This window comes from Thalassovita mediterranea (assembly GCA_019448215.1).
Lineage (GTDB): Bacteria > Pseudomonadota > Alphaproteobacteria > Caulobacterales > Hyphomonadaceae > Henriciella.
In genome coordinates this window covers 1,043,025-1,062,037 of record CP080408.1, presented here as the reverse complement: position 1 = coordinate 1,062,037, position 19,013 = coordinate 1,043,025, and the positions used below count along the sequence as shown (strand labels likewise).

The following is a 19,013-nucleotide window of genomic DNA, read 5'->3' as shown; positions in this document are numbered from 1 at the left end:
CGTCATGGGAGGTTGCCCGTCTCCTGCAGCCAGTCCCTGATCGCGCGGGCGACCATCACTGAGCCCAGAGGGTTCAGGTGGATGTGATCCTTGTGAATGGCCCGTCCGCCGACTTCGTAGCGTGGCACGCCATCTTCACACATGAACTCATCCATGGAGAAGAACCTGTCTGCGGGGACGAGCTCATCGACGCCGAGTTCTGTGCCCTTGCATCCGATATGCAGCTTTTCCCGTAACGCTTCGCCGATATCTGCGCCTTCCGGCAGGCGTGCGATGATTTCGGTTGGGGGCTCTCCGAAATAGGGGATCTGTCCAATCATCACGTACGGAATACCAGCGGCGTCGAGGCGCCGCGCGGTTTCCGGAAAGCCCTTCACCAGCGGTTCCCAACGGCCAGTGTTGGATATGACGATCAGATCGTACTGGTTGGCCGCGATGACCTCGGTCAGGAAATACTCGACATTGGCCGGGCAATTGGGGGTGTGAGGCTCGGAATAGCCCAGAACAGGCGGGCAAGTCGCGCCGGAATATTGCAGCACCTGATAACGCTCACCGAAGACCTGGCGGAAGCCGCTGACCAGATGTTCGGCTGTGCTGTCTCCGAAAAGGAGAATGCTCTTCTTCGATGAGGTGGGGTCGATCTCATAGCAGGCAGGATCGATGTCCCTGTAGGTCAGCGACGGTGCCATGAAACAGGAATGGTCTTCCTCGACGGCGGCCGCTTCGAGGAAGAGGGCCTCCTGTGACGAATAGCGCCAGCTTGCACCATTTGTGAGGTAGACCATTGCGCCCAGCCCCACGAAAACGCTCGCCACCACGGCAGCTGCGCCAAGGAATTGGCGGTCGGCCGCTTTCGTCGGGCCGGGCTTTCTCAAGGGTTGTTCGATGAACTGATATATTACCGCCGAAATCGCCAATGTGGCCGCGAAGAGGGCGATTTGCTCGGTTGCCGACGCCTGCGACTGACCGCGCCAGTAGAGATAGAAGACGATCAGCGGCCAGTGGACGAGGTAAAGCGAGTAGCTGATCTTGCCGACCCAGACGACTGGCGTCGTGCGCATCCAGCTTGCAATACGGGCGGTCTGGCCGGACTGGATAAGGAATGCGGCGCCGATGCATGGGATCAGCGCGCGCCATGCCGGGAAGACGTCGGTTTCCGAGTATAGCACGACGGGCACGAGGATCATCGCCAGGCCGAGGACAGCAGCGGCTTCGCCCGCCCATCCTTTGCGGAAAATCCGCGAAGGCGACCAGTTCAGCAGCGCTCCAATCACGAACTCGAACATACGAAACATGGTGAGGTAGAAGATCGAAGCCTGATCATTCGCCATCCAGTCTGCCAGAGGCGGGGCCAGCGTGCGGGTGACCGCTGAATCGAGATAAGCGAGGTCAAAATTCCAGAGCAGGCTGAGTACGCCGACAATCAGAAGCCCCCAGACCGGGGCGAATTTGTTCGGGAGACGCAGCAGCAGGAAGAGCAGGGCGGGCCAGACGAAGTAGAACTGTTCTTCGACCGAAAGCGTCCATGTGTGGAGGAGCGGTTTGGTGATGGAGGCCGCGTCGAAATAGCCAGCTTCCTGCCAGAACCAGATGTTCGAGACGCTGAAGATCGATGTGATGAAGGAGCCAGCAAAGCGCTGCAGGGGCTCTGGCGGAAACAGGATGATCGCAGCGACGAAACTAACTGCAAGCGTAACGGCGAGGGCCGGGAACAGGCGCCTGACACGGCGCAAGTAGAAGTGCCCGAACCGGAAAGCGCCCGTAGATTCAACCTCATTGCGGATCAGACCGGTAATGAGGAAGCCGGAAATCACGAAGAAGATATCGACGCCGATGAAGCCGCCGCCGAAGCCGGGGCTGCCGAGGTGGAACAGGACGACGACGACAACGGCAATCGCTCGCATGCCGTCAATGTCTGGCCGGTAGCTAGAGCGCGCACGGCCGTTCGGCGACTCGCTTGATATGTCCTTCATGCCGCGCCCCGCCTCGTCCCCGACAACAATACCTAACCGCAGGGCCAAACTGGCAATCTACGCGCGACGGCTGAGGCCAAGCTTGAGTTGGCCACTCAGAACATCAGGGCGCAAATTATACGGTTCGATAGGACTGTCAAAAGGACAAGTCTGCGCTCTGCAGAACCGGACGCATCAATTCTGCCGGGGCAGGTAGTCGCCTGAAGCTTTGACCAAACAGGCAGTCTGCTTGTCAGTGTTTCACCGAATTCGCTTGCCAAGGCGGCGGGCTCGTCCATCTTGATTTGGGCGAGGGGAGATAGGCATGGAAAAGGTACTGGTTACGGGGGCGACGGGGTTTATCGCGTCGCATCTGATCCTGCAGCTGATCGAGCGGGGCTATGAGGTTCGCGGGACGGCGCGGTCGACGGACAAGGCGGCGCGGCTGAATGAGATCCTGTCTGCCTATGCTGGCAAGCCCGTTGCCATCGAGATCGTGGCGGCTGACCTCAACAAGGATGAGGGCTGGGCCGAGGCGGTACAGGGCGTGGACTTTGTCCAGCATGTCGCCTCTCCATTCCCTTCGGAAACGCCGAAATCAGCTGATGAGCTGATCGTGCCTGCGCGCGATGGGGCGCTGCGCGTGCTGAAGGCTGCCAAGGCCGAGGGCGTGAAGCGGGTGGTGCTGACCTCGTCGATGGCGGCAATTGCCTATGGATGGGGCGACAAGCGGCCGGATGTGCTGAGCGAGGTGGACTGGTCCAACCCGGACAATCTGGATGACAATACGGCCTACACCCGTTCCAAGACCATCGCGGAGCGCGCCGCCTGGGACTATGTGACGGGTGAGGGCGCGGGGCTTGAGCTTGCCGTTATCAATCCGGTCGCTGTGCTTGGCCCGGCCATGAGCGCGGATGTCTCATCCTCGCTGCAGCTGGTGAGTCAGCCGCTGGAGGGGAAGCTGCCTGCGTTTCCTAAGCTCAGCTTTGGCATTATCGATGTGCGGGATGTGGCCCGCGCGCATATCGAGGCGATGGTTCGACCTGAAGCGGTCGGTGAGCGCTTTATCTGCGGGGGCGATGTGCTCTGGATGGATGAGATGGGCGCGGTCCTGCGTGAGGCCTTCCCGGATCGCAAGATCCCGAAGGGCACGCTGCCGAACTGGCTGGTGCGCCTGTTTGCGCAGGTCAATCCGCCGCTGAAGCAGGTTCTGCCAGAGCTCGGCAAGAAGCGCGGCTACACCAATGAGAAGCTCAAGACCGTGCTGGGCATCGAGCCGATCCCGGCCGATGAGGCGATCATTGCGAGCGCGAAAAGCCTGATAGAGGTCGGGGCGATCTGATCAGTCGGCTCCACTTGCGCTGGCTGGCTAAAGCGCAAAGGTGACGTGCCCGTCGGAACTGATAGGCCAGTGCGGGTTCCAGGCAATTTCCCAGGCATGGTCGTCGGGATCGGCGACATAGCCGCGAAAGCCGCCTTGTGGGGGTGCGTCTGCGGCTCTCAGCAAAGTGCCCCCTGCGCCGATAAGCTGGTCCATGACGGGTTCCACCTCGCTCTTGCTCATCACATTGTGGGCGAGGGAAAATGCACCGGGAGAGGTATGGCCTGAGCGAGCCATGTCGGCCTCAAGAGCGGTCTTCTCGAATGTGCCGAGGACGAAGCCATTCATCTGGTAGAATATGATTTCTTCATTCTCGAATACGGGATTCCAGCCAAAGCCCTCCGTATAGAAACGGCGCGAGCGGGCCATATCCGAGACTCCGAGGGTAATAACCGCGATCTGATGTTGCATATCCAAAACCTTCTGGTTCGCCCACGCACAATTGCGGGGCGTTCAAGGCCTTGGGACTCAGCGCCGAAGCGATGTCAGGACCTGTTTGCACAGGGGCCGGGCTAACCGCACCGACCTTTCCTTCTCAGACATTGGCTTCCTAGCGGGCAAGAAAGCGGCTGACAATCGTCGGACCTAGTGTCCGCCGCCGCCGTGTCCGCCACCTTTGTGGCCGCCGCGGCCGCCGCCATGGCCACCACCCTTGTGACCTCCATGACCGCCGCCTTTCCAGCCGCCGCCCTTATGGCCACCGCCGCCGCAGGTATTGCACCCACCGCCGCCATGGTGCTTGCCGACGCCGCCACCGCGGAAGCTGCCATTGAAGGTGAATGAGGCGGCTGCTGAGGACAGGGCGCTCGCCGAGGAGCTGGCGCTCGCATAGGCAAAGCCGCCACCGCCGCCATAATAGCCGCCGTCAACACCATTGCCGACGCCGCCATCAAAGCCTGAAATGTCGAGATCGACATCGCGGCGGGCATAGCTTGTCGAACGTGTGGCGGACCGTGTTGCGTAGCCGGTGCTGCGGGTGGCCGTGCGCGAGACGGCTACGGGCCGCGGTGCGGAATGAGAGACTGTGCGAGTTGAATAAGCCGCCGATGAAGACCGCGTCGCAGGGTATGCCGCTGTGTGCGTCGCATAGCTGACCTGTGCAGGGCGCGCCGCAATGGCGTTGTAGCCGCCGCCGCAAGCTGCGCCATAGGCATGTGCGTGGCCGGCATGTGCTGCCGCATAAGATTGGGAAACCGTGCCGGACGTGTAGCCACCATGGCTGACGCTGTGGCTCTCGACGCTGCGCGCGGGCGCGCTGCTATAGCCGTGATGGCTGGAATGCGCTGCGCCATGTGAACGATGTGCCGACTGTGGCAGCGGCGGGCATGACCAGGTGTCGTGGCCGACCAGGTAGCAGCCGGGCTCGGGCGGTGTCTGCTGGGCGTGTGCCTGCAGGGGCGCCGGGCCACGGTTGACCGGACGGTTCTCATAACCATCTGCGAGCGCAGGTGTCGCCAGAAGCGCTGCGGATGCAGCAAGCAGGGCCGCCTTGTACCGATATGGCATAGTATTCGCCTCCTGAGCGAAAGTCCGGTCGATCTACTGTGTCCTGCAGCAAATGCAGGGCCAACGGCCAGTAAACGTGATCAGGAGGGGCGAAGCAAACGGCTTAACCGGAGAGGGGAACGGCGCTCGCGTGCGACGTGCAGAGCGCTAGAGGAGGCAGGCTGACGACAGGCGGCAGTCCTAGAAATCGTAAGTAATGCCCTTGCGTTCCCAGTCACCAAAACGCGTGGGTTCGCGGTGACGCGGGCCGCCGGTTTCCTTTTCGCGCTCTGCTTCGAGCGCCTTTTCATGCTCTATCTGGGCCTCGCGGCGCGCTTTTGCTTCGTCGAGGGCGCGTTGAGCTTCGGGGGAAAGGGGCTGTTTCATTAGATTATTGTCATGCTTGCGGCGTCACGCTTCTCAGGCGCGTTAACGCTTTCCATATAGTTCAACGCAAAATATTAAAACGTCTGCCCTCAGCATCAAGGAGCGCCCGATGGCGGGAACAATGAAGACTTTTGTCTTGCTGGCTGCGATGACAGCCCTGTTCATGGCTGTCGGATATCTGGTGGGGGGCGTTGTCGGTATGGCAATCGCCTTTGCTGTCGCGCTCCTGCTCAATGTTTATTCGTGGTGGAATGCCGACAAGATCGTGCTGCGCATGCAGGGCGCGCGCGAAGTCTCGCCAGATGAACGCTCGCCGATCTTCAGGACATTCGCCAATGACACGCGGGCGCTCGCCGCCCATGCAGGCCTGCCTGCGCCGCGCATCTATATTATCGACACGCCGCAGCCGAACGCGTTTGCGACAGGCCGTAATCCGAAGAATGCTGCAGTGTGTGCGACGACGGGGCTGCTCAATACGCTGACCCGCGAGGAAGTATCTGGCGTCATGGCGCATGAGCTGGCCCATGTGGCGCACCGCGACACGCTGACTATGACGGTGACGGCGACGCTGGCGGGTGCCATCGGTATGCTGGCCAATTTCGCGATCTTCTTTGGTGACCGCTCACGCGGCGGCATCTTCACTTCGCTTGCCATCATGATTTTTGCACCAATGGCGGCGGGCCTCGTCCAGATGGCGATCAGCCGATCGCGGGAATATGAGGCCGACAAGCGGGGCGCAGAAATCTGCGGCAACCCTTACTGGCTTGCGTCGGCGCTCGAAAAGATAGACAGGGGCGCACGCTCCAATCTCAATCAGCGCGCCGAAGCCAATCCGGCCATGGCGCACGTCTACATCATGAACCCGCTTGCCGGGCGTAAAGGTGACAATCTGTTTTCGACCCATCCTTCTACCGCCAACCGTGTCGAGGCGCTGCACAAGCTCGCCATGGAAATGAATGTGGCGCCGCCTGAGCGGCTCTATCCCGAAACGGTCACAGCCCGTGGGCCGTGGGGATGAGCGCATCCAGATCAAGACAAGCTGCCGCCGATCTCCTCATTGAAACCCTCGACAATCGCCGCACGCTGGATGAGGCGATGGAGCTTTCGGAGACGTATGGCGCGCTGACCGGCCCGGACCGGGGCTTTGCCCGCGCCATGGCGAGCGCCGCGCTGCGCCAGCTGGGCCGTATCGACAAGGGGCTTGCGCCTTTCCTCAACCGCCCGATCGAGACGGCCGTGCCGCCAGCGCGGGCGCTGCTGCGGATTGGGGCGGCGCAAAGCTGGATACTGGATACGCCGGCGCATGCGGTGGTGAGTGAGACGGTGAACGCGGCGAAGCATTGGGCGCGTGCCCGCTCTGCTTCGGGGTTTCTGAATGCGGTGCTGCGCAAGGCGGTGAATGACCGGACCGCTTTTGATGCAGCGCCGGTAACATCTGTCTGGCCGGACTGGCTGACGGTGGAGCTGATGACATCGCTGGGTGTTGAGGGCGCATCGGCGCTGGCCCGCCTGCAGATGGAGGAGCCGGACCTCGACCTCACTGTCCGTGATGAGGGCTTTGCCGAAGACCTCGCCAAGCGGATTGGCGCGAAGCGCGTCGGGCTTGGCAGCCTGCGGGTTGCCTCTGGTGATGTGGCGGGCGTTGAAGGCTACCGCGCTGGCGACTGGTGGGTTCAGGATGCGGCGGCGGCGATCCCAGCGCAGCTGCTCGGGATCGAGGCTGGCCAGACGGTATTTGACCTTTGCGCCGCGCCGGGTGGCAAGACGATGCAGATCGCCGCGATGGGCGCGAAGACGGTGGCGGTCGACCGGTCGAAGACGCGGCTGCAGCGGGTCGAAGAGAACCTTGAGCGTACAGGCCTAACGGAGGGAGTGGAGATTGTTGCGGCGAATGCCGAGACATGGTCTCCGGGCGAGCAGGCAGATGCCGTGCTGCTGGATGCGCCGTGTTCAGCTTTCGGAACGCTGCGGCGTCACCCGGAAGGGGCATGGATCAAGGGGCCTGACGACATTGCGCGCTTTCCTGAAGTACAGCTACGCCTCCTGAACGCAGCGGCGGGCCTGGTGAAGCCGGGCGGTACCATCGTCTATTGCGTCTGTACGCCGCTGAAGCGTGAAGGGGCTGATGTTGTGGCGGCCGCGCTGAAGGATGCGGAGCTGGAGCGTGCGCCGATCACTGCCACGGAAGCCGGGCCTTTTGCGGGTGGACTGACAGGGGCGGGCGACCTTCTCACCCTGCCGCAGGACGGTTTCGTGCACGACGCCTTCCTCATCTCGAGGCTTCGCCGCAAGGCTTGAGCCGTCCGATCGCCGAAAAGTATTCGGTTGCCTTATTCTTGCCGCCGGCAATTCATATTCCGTTCAGCGCGCGGGGCGGATACTTTGTCCTGTCCCGTAATCAAAGGATCCGGATAATGAATACCAAAGCCTCTCAAGTCGCCAAGCCTAGCCGTCTGATGGCAGGCGCGTTTGCGGCCCTCACCCTGACGCTGGCTGGTTGTGCGAGCACCTATGGCGCGAACACGGTGAGCCCGAATGATGTCGGCTATGCCTCGCAGGTCGAGCTCGGCACGATCAGCGATGTGCGCGAAGTCACGATCCGTCCGGACAATAGCATTCTTGGCGCAGCGACCGGCGCGGTACTCGGTGGTCTTGCAGGTTCTGAGCTTGGCGGCGGCGACAAGGCGCAGACGGCTGGCGCCGTTGGCGGTGCAGTCCTTGGCGGCCTTGCCGGTAATGAGCTTGGCAAGGGCATGAACACCCGCCGCGGCTTCGCCTATACGGTGCAGCTCGATAGCGGCCGCACGGTCGAAGTCGTGCAGGGCGCGGACATTGCCATGTATCCCGGCCAGCGCGTGAACGTGACCTATGCAGCCGGCCGCACCACGGTGTCGCCAGCGCAGGGCTACTCACGCTACTAGATCGCCGCCGGGCCGGGTCTCTGGCCTGCTGAAACTGAAGCTTCGATGCCGCCGCGAGCCTTGTGCTTGCGGCGGTTTCGCCTTACCCAGCGTGCCATGTCACGCGTCATGATCTCCCCCTCGATACTGTCTGCAGATTTCGCCTGTCTGGGCGAAGAAATTCGCGCCATCGATACGGCTGGCGCCGACATGATCCATGTCGATGTGATGGACGGGCATTTCGTGCCGAACCTCACTTTCGGCGCGCCAGTGATCAAGAAGCTGCGTCCGCACACGGACAAGCCGTTCGACGTTCACCTGATGATCGCGCCTGTTGATCCCTACATTCAGGACTTTGCCGATGCCGGCGCGGATATCCTGACGGTGCATCCAGAAGCTGGCCCGCACATTCATCGCACGCTCCAGTCGATCCGCGCGGCAGGCATGCGTCCGGGCGTTGCCATCAACCCCGGCACCCCGGCCGAAGTCGTCGATCCGATCATTGATGATATCGACCTCATCCTGGTCATGTCGGTGAATCCGGGCTTCGGGGGCCAGAGTTTCATTGACAGCCAGCTCAGAAAGATTGAGTCATTCCGTAGGAAGATAGATGCCTGTGGACGCGACATCATTCTTGAGGTCGATGGCGGATTGACTCCGGAAACGGCGCCTCGTGCAATCGAGGCGGGGGTAACGGCGATCGTCGCAGGATCAGCTGTGTTCAAGGGGGGTGCGGATGCTTATGCTCGCAACATCGCCGCACTTCGTGGAGAAGACGGCCAGTAGAGCTATAAGCACCAGGCGAGTGACCGCAGTGGAGTACGCCAAATCGACCCCACCCCCACGCCGTACACCTGAAGAGGATGCGGATTTGTGGATGCGTCTGGCTGGTGTCAGCGGGCAGGACATTGCCGCCTCTCCCATTCACCGGCTGAAAATCTCCGGTGCCACGCCAGACGGTTTTTCAATCTATCCCGATCCGATTGCGCCGCCTGACCATATGCGCGGCGAGAGCCTGATGAAGGATGTCTGGCGGATCGGCGCGGACAAGATCGAGATGAATGAGGGTCTGCCGCCATGGACGGCCCCTCTGCCATCGCGCCACTTTGCCGACAGGGTTCATCGTTTCGACTGGCTGGCCGATGTGTTCGCCCAGGGCGAGGCAGGGGCAGAGCGGGCCTGCTATCTTGTCGATGACTGGATGGCCAATTTCGGGCGCTTCAACGGATTTGCCTGGCGGATCGGTTGCGCGGGCGACCGCGTCTGGAACTGGATGCTTTGCGGCTCCATGCTGTTTACGCGCGGGGAGCCTGCCGACATCGAGCGGCGGCTTGAGACACTAGCGCGGCATCTGCGCCATATCGAGGCGCTGCAGCCAGACTGTGTCGACTTCATCGCCCGCTGGCGCGTGGCCTGCGTCATGGTGCTCGATAGCCTCTGCCTGAAGGAAGGCGAGGGCCTCGATGAGGCGCTTGAGCTGCTGGAGAGCGAGTGCACGGCGCAGATCCTGCCGGATGGCGGGCATGTGACAAGGGCACCTGCGCGCGGCCTGCGGACCATGCTGGACCTCTGCATCCTGGCAGATGCCTTTGGAAAGGCCGGCCGGCCCGTCCCGGAATTCATGTCAAAGTGGATCGAGCGGCTGGGCGGCATGGTCGCTTTCTTCCGCAGCGGCGACGGCGCGCTGCCGCCCTTCAATGACAGCGATGAGAGCCTGCCGCAGATTGTAGACGCGGTTCTGGAGCGGATGAAGACGCGGCCGCGCGGCTTCATGGTCGCGCCAAAGTCCGGCTTTCACAAAATCCTCAAGGCTGGGGCATGCCTTATCCTCGATGCGGGTGAAGCGCCGGCCCAGCCTTTCGGGGACGGGGCCCATGCCGGGGCGCTGAGTTTTGAATTCCAGGACGGCGAGTCCCGGCTGGTGACGTCATGCGGGTTCAGTCCTGAAGCGGACATTGACTGGCGGGCTGCCGTCCGCAGAACCGGCGCCCATTCAACACTGGTGCTGGACGCCGAAGATTCCGCCCCGTTCCGGCGCAATGAAGAGACGGGCCTGACGTTTCCTGAAGGGCCCGAAGGCATCTTTGCCAAGCGTATGGAAGAGAATGAAGAGATCTGGCTGGATGCCCAGCATGGCGGCTATAAGCGGCTGTTCGGCCTGCTTCATCGCCGCAGGCTTTTCATGTCTGCAGACGGTAGCCGCCTGACAGGTGAGGACTCGCTCGCGCGCCCGCTGTCACAGGGGCCGGCCAAGCTGGAAAAGCCCATCCCTTTTGCCGTGCGCTTTCACCTACATCCAACGGTTTCAGCCACGATGAAAGACAGGTATATCCGGCTACGAACCGATTCAGGCGATATCTGGCATTTCAAGACCAGCCATCCTGGTGCGAAACTTGAAAAGACGGTTTATCTCAGCCGCGGTGTGGTGGAGAAAAGCAGGCAAATCGTACTTTCTGGGCGCGCCGACCCGAATAGTGATGGTTCTGCACCGCCTAATTGCCTTAGGTGGGTGTTCTTGAAGGAAAAGGCAGAGTGACGCCACGCGACGAAGCCCGAAGAGCCATGGCGATTACGCTTGGCTTCGACACCGCAGCCGCAGCGGTGGCGATGGCTATTGCGCTGGTCGTGCGCTGGATGATGACAGGCGGCGCGCCGCCTGACAGTTTTTTTGGCGGTATCGTCACCACCGCGATCTTTGCCGGCGTCGGCTTTGTCTCTTTCTACATGCTGGGCGTGCACAAACAGGTGTGGCGCCATTCCGGCTGGCGGGATGCGGTTCGTATCGTCCAGGCCGTTGGTCTGGCAACGCTGTTCTTCCTGCCGCTTGTCTTCCTTTGGAACCGGCTCGTCGGTGTGCCGCGCACGGCTATCGTCATTGCGGTCGTCATCTGGCTGACCATCATCTTCTCTGGCCGCATGGTCGCGCTCTGGCGTTCGACGCAGCGGCCGCTCCAGATCTTCTTCTCGCGGGCACGTCCCGACGCGCCGATGGTGCTGCTGATCGCGCAATCAGAAGAGGCGGCCCGTATCGACTCGCTCATGGGCAAGGATGAGAAGGGCGCGAAGGTTCGCATTCTTGGCCTGCTGGAGCCCGAAGGCGCAGAGTTCGGCCGGAAGATTCGCGGCATCCCCGTGCTTGGCGGGCTGGAAGATCTGAGCAAGGTGCTCGACCTGCTGACCCTTCGTTATGAGAAGACGCCGCTTGTGGCCGTGGCGGGCATCGCGCGCGAGCGTCATTATATGACGCAGGTTCTGGAAGTGGCGGCCAGCCGAAAGACAGAAGTCATGTCGCTCGGCGCTGCCGCCGACCAGACATCGGCCGCCATGTTGCCTGTACGGCCGGCAGACCTGCTGCGCCGACGTGAACGCCAGCTCGACATCGAACCTGTCGCGGACATGATCGAAGGTATGCGGGTCTTCGTGACGGGCGGCGGCGGCACGATCGGGTCCGAGCTTGCGCGCCAGTGCGCGAGCATGAACCCGCAATCGCTGACCCTGTTCGATTCGTCCGAGTACAATCTCTACGAAGCCGACCTGTCGCTTCGAGAACAGTTCCCCAACCTGCCGATCAACTCAGAGCTCGGCGATGTGCGCGATATCGCGAGGGTGTCCCGGGCCATCGAACAGTTTGAGCCTGACATCATTATTCACGCGGCGGCGCTGAAGCATGTGCCGCTGATGGAGCAGAACGTCTGTGAAGCCATCCTGACCAATGTCGGCGGGGCGCTGATCACGGCAAAAGCGGCGCAGACTTCATCAGTCCAGAAATTCGTCTTCGTATCGACCGACAAGGCAGTACACCCTGACAATGTTATGGGGGCGACCAAGCGTCTGGCAGAGCTGACCGTGACGCGGCAGGCTGTCTCCTCGAACTTCTCTGTTTCCATGGTCCGCTTCGGCAATGTGCTAGGGTCTTCAGGCTCTGTGGTGCCGCTGTTTGAGCGCCAGATCGCCAAGGGCGGCCCGGTGACACTGACCCATCCGGAAGTCACTCGTTACTTCATGACGGTGGAAGAGGCCTCCGCGCTCGTCCTGCAATCGGCGACGCATAATGGCAGCCCGGGGTCAGCCTCTCTCTATGTGCTCGATATGGGTGAGCCGGTTCGCATCAAGGCGCTGGCTGAAGCGATGATCCGCCTGAAAGGCCTTGTGCCAGGGCAGGATATCGAGATCCGCACGACGGGCCTTCGCCCCGGCGAAAAGATGCATGAGAAGCTCACCTACAATCATGAAGAGGTGAATGCGATCGGCATTGAGGGCATCTACAAGGTTGCCTCCAAGCAGGTTGTCGCAAACGACTTCGATGAGAAGCTCGATGAGCTGCTCGATCATGCCCGTCATCGCCGCCGTGACGAGGCGATTAAAATGCTCGCAGAGCTGGTGCCGGAGTACCGTCCGCGTCGGGCGGCGGAGTAAGCGGCCACACACGGTTGACCTAATGGATTGCGGTGCTACCCACTGGCGCCGGTTTCCAGAAGAATGAAAGTCGCCGAGCCCATGACTGAGCGTTTCAAGGTCCGCCGTGCCCTGCTGTCGGTTTCAGACAAGTCCGGGCTTGTCGAACATGGTCAAAGGCTCGCCTCTCATGGCGTTGAGCTGGTCTCGACGGGCGGCACGGCCCGCACGCTGAAAGAGGCAGGCCTCGACGTCGTCGATGTCGCTGACCTGACCGGTTTTCCAGAAATGATGGATGGCCGGGTCAAGACACTGCACCCGGCAGTTCATGGCGGCCTGCTTTACCGCCGTGACCTTGAAAGCCACCGCAAGGACGCAGAGCGCCACGGCATCGAGGCCATCGATCTCGTTTATATCAACCTTTATCCGTTCGAAGCGACGGTCGCGTCGAATGCCGATTTCGACACCTGTATCGAGAATATCGACATTGGTGGGCCTGCCATGCTGCGGGCTGCGGCGAAGAATGGCGAGTCCGTTGCCGTCTGTACGGATGCGGGCGATGTGGCGCGCGCGCTGGCTGAGATGGATGCCAATGAAGGTCAGGTGAGCCGGGAGCTGAGCATCCGCCTTGCGGCAAAGACCTATGCGCGCACGGCCGCCTATGATGCTGCAATTTCCGGCTGGTATGCCGAGCAGCTCAACGATGCGACGCCGGACTGGGCAGGCTTTGGCGGCAAGCTGGCGCAGGAGCTTCGTTATGGCGAAAACCCGCACCAGTCGGCCGCCTTCTATGTCACGGGCGACAAGCGACCGGGCGTTGCCAATGCGCGCCAGGTGCAGGGCAAGGAGCTGTCCTACAATAACATCAACGACACGGACGCGGCGTTCGAGCTGATCGGTGAACTGGGCGATGAGCGCCCGGCCGTTGCGATCATCAAGCATGCGAACCCTTGCGGCGTTGCAATGGGCGACACCCCGCTCGCCGCTTACAAGGCGGCGCTTGAATGCGACTCGACGTCGGCGTTTGGCGGCATCGTTGCGCTGAACCGTCTGCTCGACGAGGAGACGGCAGAAGAGATCACGAAGATTTTCACCGAAGTCGTCATCGCGCCAGGCGCTGATCAGGGCGCCCTCTCCATCTTTGAGAAGAAGAAAAACCTTCGCCTGCTGCTGACCAGCGGTGTGCCTGACCCACTGGCGCGCGGTCGTGTGGTGAAAAGCGTCGCGGGCGGTCTCCTCGTGCAGGACCGTGATTTCGGGCGCGTCTCGCGCGACGACCTTCGCGTTGTGACGGCAAAGGCGCCGAGCGACGAGGAGCTTGAGGACATGCTGTTTGCCTGGCGCGTCGCCAAGCATGTGAAGTCCAATACCATCGTCTATGTGAAAGGTGGGGCTACTGTCGGGATCGGCGCGGGCCAGATGAGCCGGATCGATTCCGCGCGTATCGCTGCCCGCAAGGCGGTGGACGCCGCCGAGGTGGCAGGCTGGGATGAGCCGAAGACGCGTGGCTGTGTGGCAGCCTCCGACGCGTTCTTCCCATTCCCGGATGGTCTCCTGCAGGCCGCTGAGGCCGGTGCGACAGCGGTGATCCAGCCGGGCGGCTCTATCCGCGATGAGGACGTGATCAAGGCGGCTGACGAGGCGGGCCTTGCCATGGTCTTCACCGGCATGCGCCACTTCAGGCACTAGGGCAGTGGCAGAGGCCGTCTCTCCCTTCGATGCCGCAATGCAGCACTGGCTGCCGGTCAGGGTCTATTACGAAGACACTGACTTTACCGGCATGGTCTACCACGCCAATTATCTGCGTTTTTTTGAGCGGGGACGGTCAGAATTCCTTCGCGATGCCGGTGTTTCGCACCAGTCACTTCTGGCGCTGCCGGAGCCCGCGGCCTTCACGCTGACCAATGTGCAGGTGGATTATAAGCGTGCAGCACGGATCGATGACGCGCTGATGATCTGCTCGCGTTATACCGGCGTGAAGGGCGCAAAAGTCCTGTTCGAGCAGACTGCCCGCCGCGGCGACGAGGTCATTGCAGAAGCTGTGATTACCGCGATCATGATCCATACGGACGGGCGTCCGCGCCGGCCCATCCCGGATGTCGTCCAGCGACTTCGCCCCTATATTTTCAAGGCCTGAACAAAGGGGCAATATTTTTGCCTCTAAAGCGGTCTGTCATACGCGCTCCGGCACATATTCTGCTTCAGATGCCAAGTTTCCGCCTGATTTCCGTAGGATAGGGGGAGCGTATTGATCGTGCGGTCTGATGGGGGCCGTGCGCAAAGGCTGTGCTGCAGCCAGCAAGAAGAGGAATTTCATGGAAAGCGACGTCCCAGCGCCGATTGTCAACGATGGCGGCTTCTCCCTTCTCGGCCTTCTTATGGAAGCCGACATCGTGGTCAAACTCGTCCTTATTATCCTTCTCATTGCCAGCCTCTGGTCATGGGCAGTGATCGTGGAGAAATCCTTTGGCGTCTCGCGGGCGCGCCGCCGGGCAAAGGCTTTCGAGGATGCCTTCTGGTCGGGCCGGGCAGATGACCTTGACCGCCGCGGGCCGCCTGCAGGCAGCGACGCAGCCTCGCGCATCTATGCCTCCATCTCTCGTGAATGGAGCGATGCCCGCCGCGCGCCAGAGCCGAACGATCATATGATGATGATCGACCGGGCCGAACGCTCTCTGCGTGCAGGTGTCGACCGTGAGGTTGGCCGATTGAGCAATGGCCTTGGCGTACTCGCGACAATCGGTTCAGCATCCCCGTTCATCGGTCTTTTCGGCACAGTCTGGGGCATCATGAACGCGTTTCTCAACATTGCCGAGAAGCAGGACACCAGCCTGACCAACGTTGCAGGCCCGATTGCCGAAGCGCTGTTTGCGACCGGCCTCGGCCTCGTTGCGGCCATTCCGGCGGTCATTTTCTACAACAAGTTCACCGGCGACGTGAACCGGTTCGCAGACCAGCTCGATACTTTCAGCCAGGACCTTCTGGTGCGCCTGTCGCGCCGCGCTTCGGACCTCGGAGCGTAAGTCATGGCTGGAGGATTTGCTGCTGGCCCGTCAGGGCGAAACCGCGGCCGCCGCGCGATGGCCGCAGAAATCAATGTGACCCCGCTCGTCGATGTCATGCTCGTGCTGCTGATCGTTTTCATGATCACGGCGCCGCTGCTGACAACGGGCGTGGAGGTCTCTCTGCCCAAAGCGTCAGCAGAGAACCTGCGCGCGCCGCAGAGCCAGCCGCTTTCGGTGTCGCTCGACTCCAGCGGGGCGATCTATATCCAGGAAACGCGCGTGAACCCCGAGGAGCTCGTCTCCACGCTCTATGCGATCGCGGGCGAGGGCTATGAAGAGCGCATCTTCCTGCGGGCAGATGAGGGCGTGAATTATGGTCAGGTCATGGGCGTCATGACCCGCATGCAGCGCGCCGGCTATCGCAATATTGCGCTCGTCACAGACCCTCAGGCCGAGGAGTCGCGCTAGGATATGATCCGAGGCCTTCCGGCATCCATCATGCTGCATGCTGCAGTGATTGGCGCAGGCTATATCGCCTGGCCCTACGTCGGCACGACCGTGACGGAGGATGAGTTTGTCGTTGTGCCGGTCGAACTGGTCGATGTCGGTGAGATGACGAATGTCGCGCCGGTTATCGAACCGCAGGAACCGGAAGAAGAGCTCGAGCCAGAGCCGGAACCGGAGCCTGAGGAAGACGAAGAGCTTCCGGTCGAGGAGATCCCGGACGAGCGGGACATTCCGGTCGATGAGGTCGAAACGGCTCGCGAGGCTGCTCCGCCTGAAGAGGATGACGACATTCTTCCAAACTTCGAGGCAGAGCCTGACGAGGAAGAAGAAGCGCCGCCAGAGGAACCAAAGGAAGAGCGTCCGGCCGCGCCGAACCCGAAGCGTAATAGCAGCGCGCTCGACAATCTCCTGAACTCGGCAGAATCGACCTTCCAGAGCGAGCGTGAGACCCGCCGGGAAACGCAGGCGCCGCGCCGTGAAACACAGCCGCGCGAAGAAACGCCCGCCCCGCAGGAGCGGCGTGCCGGCGCAGGCGATCGCACGGCCAACACTGTCCGGATCGAGCAGCTGCTCTACAATCAGATCTATCCGTGCTGGGACGGTGTCGGCGATCAGCCAGAACCGGAACGGCTTAATGTCAGCATGCGGGCACGCCTCGATGCAGAAGGCAACCTGATCGATCTCGACCTGGTGCGCCCGTCGCGCGCGCCGATCGGGGACCGGCCAATGCAGCTTGCGATCGAACGGGCGCAGCGCGCGGTCCAGAAGTGTCAACCATACCGGCTTCCGAGGGATGATTACGATCTCTGGAAGGAAGCCAATATCAATCTCGGCCCGGCTTTTACGGGTAACTAGACGTCAGGAAAGGGCGATAGCCAGATGATGAAATCAATTGCCGCCTATCTCTTCGCTGCCTTTGTGGCGGTCATTCCCGCCGCGACGGCGCAGGTGACCGTGAACATTTCCGAAGGCACGCTGAAGCCGACGCCGATCGCAATTCCTGTGTTCGAAGCAGAAGGCGCGGACAGGCAGCTGGCGACGGATATCACGTCAGTCATCCAGAATGACCTTCTGTCGACCGGCCTCTTCGAGATCACACCGCAGAGCGCCTTCATCCAGCGCGACCTGTCGATCAATACCCAGCCGCGTTTTGCCGACTGGAAGATCATCCAGACCGATGCGCTGGTCGTGGGCGAAGTTGACCGTGTGACCATCGAGGGCGTCGAGTTTATCCGCGCGTCCGTTCGCCTCTGGGATGTCTATGGCGAGGAAGTCATGCGCCTTGAAGGTCAGGCCGGCCGCCGCTTTACGGCAAAGCCCGAAGACTGGCGCCGTATCGCGCACAAGATCGCAGACACGATCTATGCCCGCCTGACCGGTGAAGACCCGTATTTCGACTCGCGTATCGTCTATGTTGCCGAAACCGGCCCGAAGGATGACCGCACCAAGCGCCTCGCAATCATGGATTCTGACGGCGCCAATGTGAAATACCTCACCTCCGGCACGTTCACGGTCCTGACGCCGCGTTTCTCGCCTTCGAACCAGCAGATCACCTATATGTCGTTCGAGAATAACCGTCCGCGCGTCTATCTGTTCGACATCCAGAGTGGTCGCCAGGAAGTGCTCGGCAATTTCCAGAACATGACATTTGCGCCGCGCTTCTCTCGCGATGGCCAGTCGGTGCTGTTGACGCAGGCGGTGAACGGCAATTCCGACATCTATCTGAGAGACCTTGTCACGCAGAGTACGCGCAGGCTGACGGACCATCCGGCAATCGACACATCGCCCTCCATGTCGCCTGACGGACGCCAGATTGTCTTCAACTCTGACCGTGGTGGCAGCCCGCAACTGTACATCATGAATACGGACGGCTCACCGCTGACCTGCCCGTCGGGCGGACGTGATACGGCCTGCCGTATTACCTTCGGCTCGGGCCGCTATTCTACGCCAGTCTGGAGCCCGCGCGGTGACCTCATCGCCTTCACCAAACAGTCGCGTGGCCGCTTCTCAATCGGTGTCATTGGCACTGATGGCGAAGGCGAGCGTGTTCTGACCGAGTCCTATCTGGACGAAGGTCCGGAATGGTCGCCGAACGGGCGCGTCATTACCTTCTTCCGTGAGCGCGCGCCGGGCGCTGGACCGCAGCTCTGGTCCGTCGATCTGACCGGCCGCAACCTGCGCCAGATTCCGACCCCGACACAGGCGTCCGATCCGGCATGGTCGCCGCTTCTGAACTAGGATACGAGCCGCGGCGAGTGCAGAAAGCCCTGCCGCTGAATATTTTTTCAGGAACCTATCGTCAGCCACGAAGTTGACAAAATCCGACACTAATGGGTCGCGCCAACGACCTTACGAAGGAGTAACCAATGCGTCGTCTAGTTCTTTCTACTGCTTCCCTCGCCCTGATCCTCGGCGCCGCTGCTTGCGCATCGAAGCCAGATCCGGTCGACAATTCGGCGTCGCAAGTTTCCGATAACGGCAATGCGAATACCGGTCCGGTCCGCGAGTCCGACATCGAAACTCCGAACCGCGTGATCGACGCTGGTCCGGCTGCTGGCTCTCTCGAAGACTTCCGCGTGAATGTCGGCGACCGCGTTTACTTCGACCTCGACCAGTACCGTCTCGATGGCGACGACCAGGCTGTGCTGCAGCGTCAGGCTGCCTGGCTGCAAAACTACCCGAACGTCCGCATCCTGGTTGCAGGCAATGCCGACGAGCGCGGCACCCGTGAGTACAACCTCGCACTCGGTGAGCGCCGTGCCTCTGTGGTTCGCGACTACCTCGTGAACCTTGGTGTTACGCCTTCGCGCATCGACACGGTTTCCTACGGCAAGGAGCGCCCGATCGCGCCAGAGTCGAACGAAGCTGCATGGGCGATGAACCGCAACGCGTTCACCCAGATCATGGGCGGCCCGAGCAGCTAAGCGCTCTGGACTGACAATAGCTGATACAGAAAGCCGGGCGTCATAATTTGGCCCCGGCTTTTTTCTTATCTATATGC

Annotated in this window: 18 protein-coding genes; 14 read left to right on the top strand and 4 right to left on the bottom strand. The window is 61.5% G+C overall.

What is annotated here, in order from left to right:
• Positions 1-2 precede the first annotated feature (2 nt).
• Positions 3-1,973, bottom strand: a complete 1,971-nt coding sequence (locus KUV46_05170; protein QYJ01787.1) for an acyltransferase — start codon at positions 1,971-1,973, stop codon at positions 3-5.
• A 304-nt stretch (positions 1,974-2,277) separates the two neighbouring features.
• Here KUV46_05170 and KUV46_05165 point away from each other — a divergent pair, with 304 nt between their 5' ends.
• Positions 2,278-3,294 carry an aldehyde reductase gene (locus KUV46_05165; GenBank protein ID QYJ01786.1) on the top strand — a complete coding sequence of 339 codons (1,017 nt, stop codon included), beginning with the start codon at positions 2,278-2,280 and terminating at the stop codon, positions 3,292-3,294.
• 27 nt (positions 3,295-3,321) lie between these two features.
• Here KUV46_05165 and KUV46_05160 read toward each other — a convergent pair whose 3' ends face one another.
• The 3 genes from KUV46_05160 to KUV46_05150 form a co-directional block, all read right to left on the bottom strand.
• Positions 3,322-3,744: a VOC family protein gene (locus tag KUV46_05160; GenBank protein QYJ01785.1), complete on the bottom strand. Its 423-nt coding sequence runs from the start codon at positions 3,742-3,744 to the stop codon at positions 3,322-3,324.
• A gap of 174 nt (positions 3,745-3,918) precedes the next feature.
• Positions 3,919-4,839, bottom strand: coding sequence for a hypothetical protein (locus KUV46_05155; GenBank protein QYJ01784.1), 921 nt, complete (start codon positions 4,837-4,839; stop codon positions 3,919-3,921).
• Positions 4,840-5,019: 180 nt separating this feature from the next.
• Positions 5,020-5,205, bottom strand: coding sequence for a DUF1674 domain-containing protein (locus KUV46_05150; protein QYJ01783.1), 186 nt, complete (start codon positions 5,203-5,205; stop codon positions 5,020-5,022).
• Between the two features lie 109 nt (positions 5,206-5,314).
• Between KUV46_05150 and htpX the strand changes: the two genes are divergently transcribed.
• From htpX to pal, 13 genes are all read left to right on the top strand, one after another.
• Entirely contained in the window at positions 5,315-6,223 is a 909-nt protein-coding gene (htpX, locus tag KUV46_05145; protein ID QYJ01782.1) for a zinc metalloprotease HtpX, read from the top strand.
• A complete protein-coding gene (locus tag KUV46_05140) occupies positions 6,220-7,503 on the top strand; it encodes an MFS transporter (GenBank protein ID QYJ01781.1) in 1,284 nt (427 codons plus the stop codon). The genes htpX and KUV46_05140 overlap by 4 nt, the downstream gene beginning before the upstream one ends.
• Before the next feature lie 116 nt (positions 7,504-7,619).
• On the top strand, positions 7,620-8,126 hold the full coding sequence (locus KUV46_05135) for a glycine zipper 2TM domain-containing protein (protein ID QYJ01780.1): 507 nt from the start codon (positions 7,620-7,622) through the stop codon (positions 8,124-8,126).
• 96 nt (positions 8,127-8,222) lie between these two features.
• Positions 8,223-8,891, top strand: coding sequence for a ribulose-phosphate 3-epimerase (gene rpe, locus KUV46_05130; protein ID QYJ01779.1), 669 nt, complete (start codon positions 8,223-8,225; stop codon positions 8,889-8,891).
• Between the two features lie 91 nt (positions 8,892-8,982).
• On the top strand, positions 8,983-10,641 hold the full coding sequence (locus KUV46_05125) for a heparinase II/III family protein (GenBank protein ID QYJ01778.1): 1,659 nt from the start codon (positions 8,983-8,985) through the stop codon (positions 10,639-10,641).
• Between the two features lie 26 nt (positions 10,642-10,667).
• Entirely contained in the window at positions 10,668-12,521 is a 1,854-nt protein-coding gene (locus KUV46_05120; protein QYJ01777.1) for a polysaccharide biosynthesis protein, read from the top strand.
• Positions 12,522-12,602: 81 nt separating this feature from the next.
• Entirely contained in the window at positions 12,603-14,189 is a 1,587-nt protein-coding gene (gene purH, locus KUV46_05115) for a bifunctional phosphoribosylaminoimidazolecarboxamide formyltransferase/IMP cyclohydrolase (GenBank protein QYJ01776.1), read from the top strand.
• 49 nt (positions 14,190-14,238) lie between these two features.
• Positions 14,239-14,637, top strand: a complete 399-nt coding sequence (locus tag KUV46_05110) for a YbgC/FadM family acyl-CoA thioesterase (GenBank protein ID QYJ02350.1) — start codon at positions 14,239-14,241, stop codon at positions 14,635-14,637.
• A 178-nt stretch (positions 14,638-14,815) separates the two neighbouring features.
• Entirely contained in the window at positions 14,816-15,523 is a 708-nt protein-coding gene (gene tolQ, locus KUV46_05105) for a protein TolQ (GenBank protein QYJ01775.1), read from the top strand.
• 3 nt (positions 15,524-15,526) lie between these two features.
• Entirely contained in the window at positions 15,527-15,973 is a 447-nt protein-coding gene (locus tag KUV46_05100; protein ID QYJ01774.1) for a biopolymer transporter ExbD, read from the top strand.
• A 3-nt stretch (positions 15,974-15,976) separates the two neighbouring features.
• Positions 15,977-16,867, top strand: a complete 891-nt coding sequence (locus KUV46_05095) for a hypothetical protein (protein QYJ01773.1) — start codon at positions 15,977-15,979, stop codon at positions 16,865-16,867.
• Positions 16,868-16,891: 24 nt separating this feature from the next.
• Positions 16,892-18,250, top strand: a complete 1,359-nt coding sequence (gene tolB, locus KUV46_05090) for a Tol-Pal system beta propeller repeat protein TolB (GenBank protein ID QYJ01772.1) — start codon at positions 16,892-16,894, stop codon at positions 18,248-18,250.
• A 128-nt stretch (positions 18,251-18,378) separates the two neighbouring features.
• On the top strand, positions 18,379-18,936 hold the full coding sequence (gene pal / locus KUV46_05085) for a peptidoglycan-associated lipoprotein Pal (protein ID QYJ01771.1): 558 nt from the start codon (positions 18,379-18,381) through the stop codon (positions 18,934-18,936).
• Positions 18,937-19,013: the final 77 nt, after the last annotated feature.

Coding starts and splice junctions, on each gene's coding strand:
- KUV46_05170 (QYJ01787.1), bottom strand. CDS start 1,973: ATGAAGGACATATCAAGCGAGTCGCCGAACGGCCGTGCGCGCTCTAGC.
- KUV46_05165 (QYJ01786.1), top strand. CDS start 2,278: ATGGAAAAGGTACTGGTTACGGGGGCGACGGGGTTTATCGCGTCGCAT.
- KUV46_05160 (QYJ01785.1), bottom strand. CDS start 3,744: ATGCAACATCAGATCGCGGTTATTACCCTCGGAGTCTCGGATATGGCC.
- KUV46_05155 (QYJ01784.1), bottom strand. CDS start 4,839: ATGCCATATCGGTACAAGGCGGCCCTGCTTGCTGCATCCGCAGCGCTT.
- KUV46_05150 (QYJ01783.1), bottom strand. CDS start 5,205: ATGAAACAGCCCCTTTCCCCCGAAGCTCAACGCGCCCTCGACGAAGCA.
- htpX (QYJ01782.1), top strand. CDS start 5,315: ATGGCGGGAACAATGAAGACTTTTGTCTTGCTGGCTGCGATGACAGCC.
- KUV46_05140 (QYJ01781.1), top strand. CDS start 6,220: ATGAGCGCATCCAGATCAAGACAAGCTGCCGCCGATCTCCTCATTGAA.
- KUV46_05135 (QYJ01780.1), top strand. CDS start 7,620: ATGAATACCAAAGCCTCTCAAGTCGCCAAGCCTAGCCGTCTGATGGCA.
- rpe (QYJ01779.1), top strand. CDS start 8,223: ATGTCACGCGTCATGATCTCCCCCTCGATACTGTCTGCAGATTTCGCC.
- KUV46_05125 (QYJ01778.1), top strand. CDS start 8,983: ATGCGTCTGGCTGGTGTCAGCGGGCAGGACATTGCCGCCTCTCCCATT.
- KUV46_05120 (QYJ01777.1), top strand. CDS start 10,668: ATGGCGATTACGCTTGGCTTCGACACCGCAGCCGCAGCGGTGGCGATG.
- purH (QYJ01776.1), top strand. CDS start 12,603: ATGACTGAGCGTTTCAAGGTCCGCCGTGCCCTGCTGTCGGTTTCAGAC.
- tolQ (QYJ01775.1), top strand. CDS start 14,816: ATGGAAAGCGACGTCCCAGCGCCGATTGTCAACGATGGCGGCTTCTCC.
- KUV46_05100 (QYJ01774.1), top strand. CDS start 15,527: ATGGCTGGAGGATTTGCTGCTGGCCCGTCAGGGCGAAACCGCGGCCGC.
- KUV46_05095 (QYJ01773.1), top strand. CDS start 15,977: ATGATCCGAGGCCTTCCGGCATCCATCATGCTGCATGCTGCAGTGATT.
- tolB (QYJ01772.1), top strand. CDS start 16,892: ATGATGAAATCAATTGCCGCCTATCTCTTCGCTGCCTTTGTGGCGGTC.
- pal (QYJ01771.1), top strand. CDS start 18,379: ATGCGTCGTCTAGTTCTTTCTACTGCTTCCCTCGCCCTGATCCTCGGC.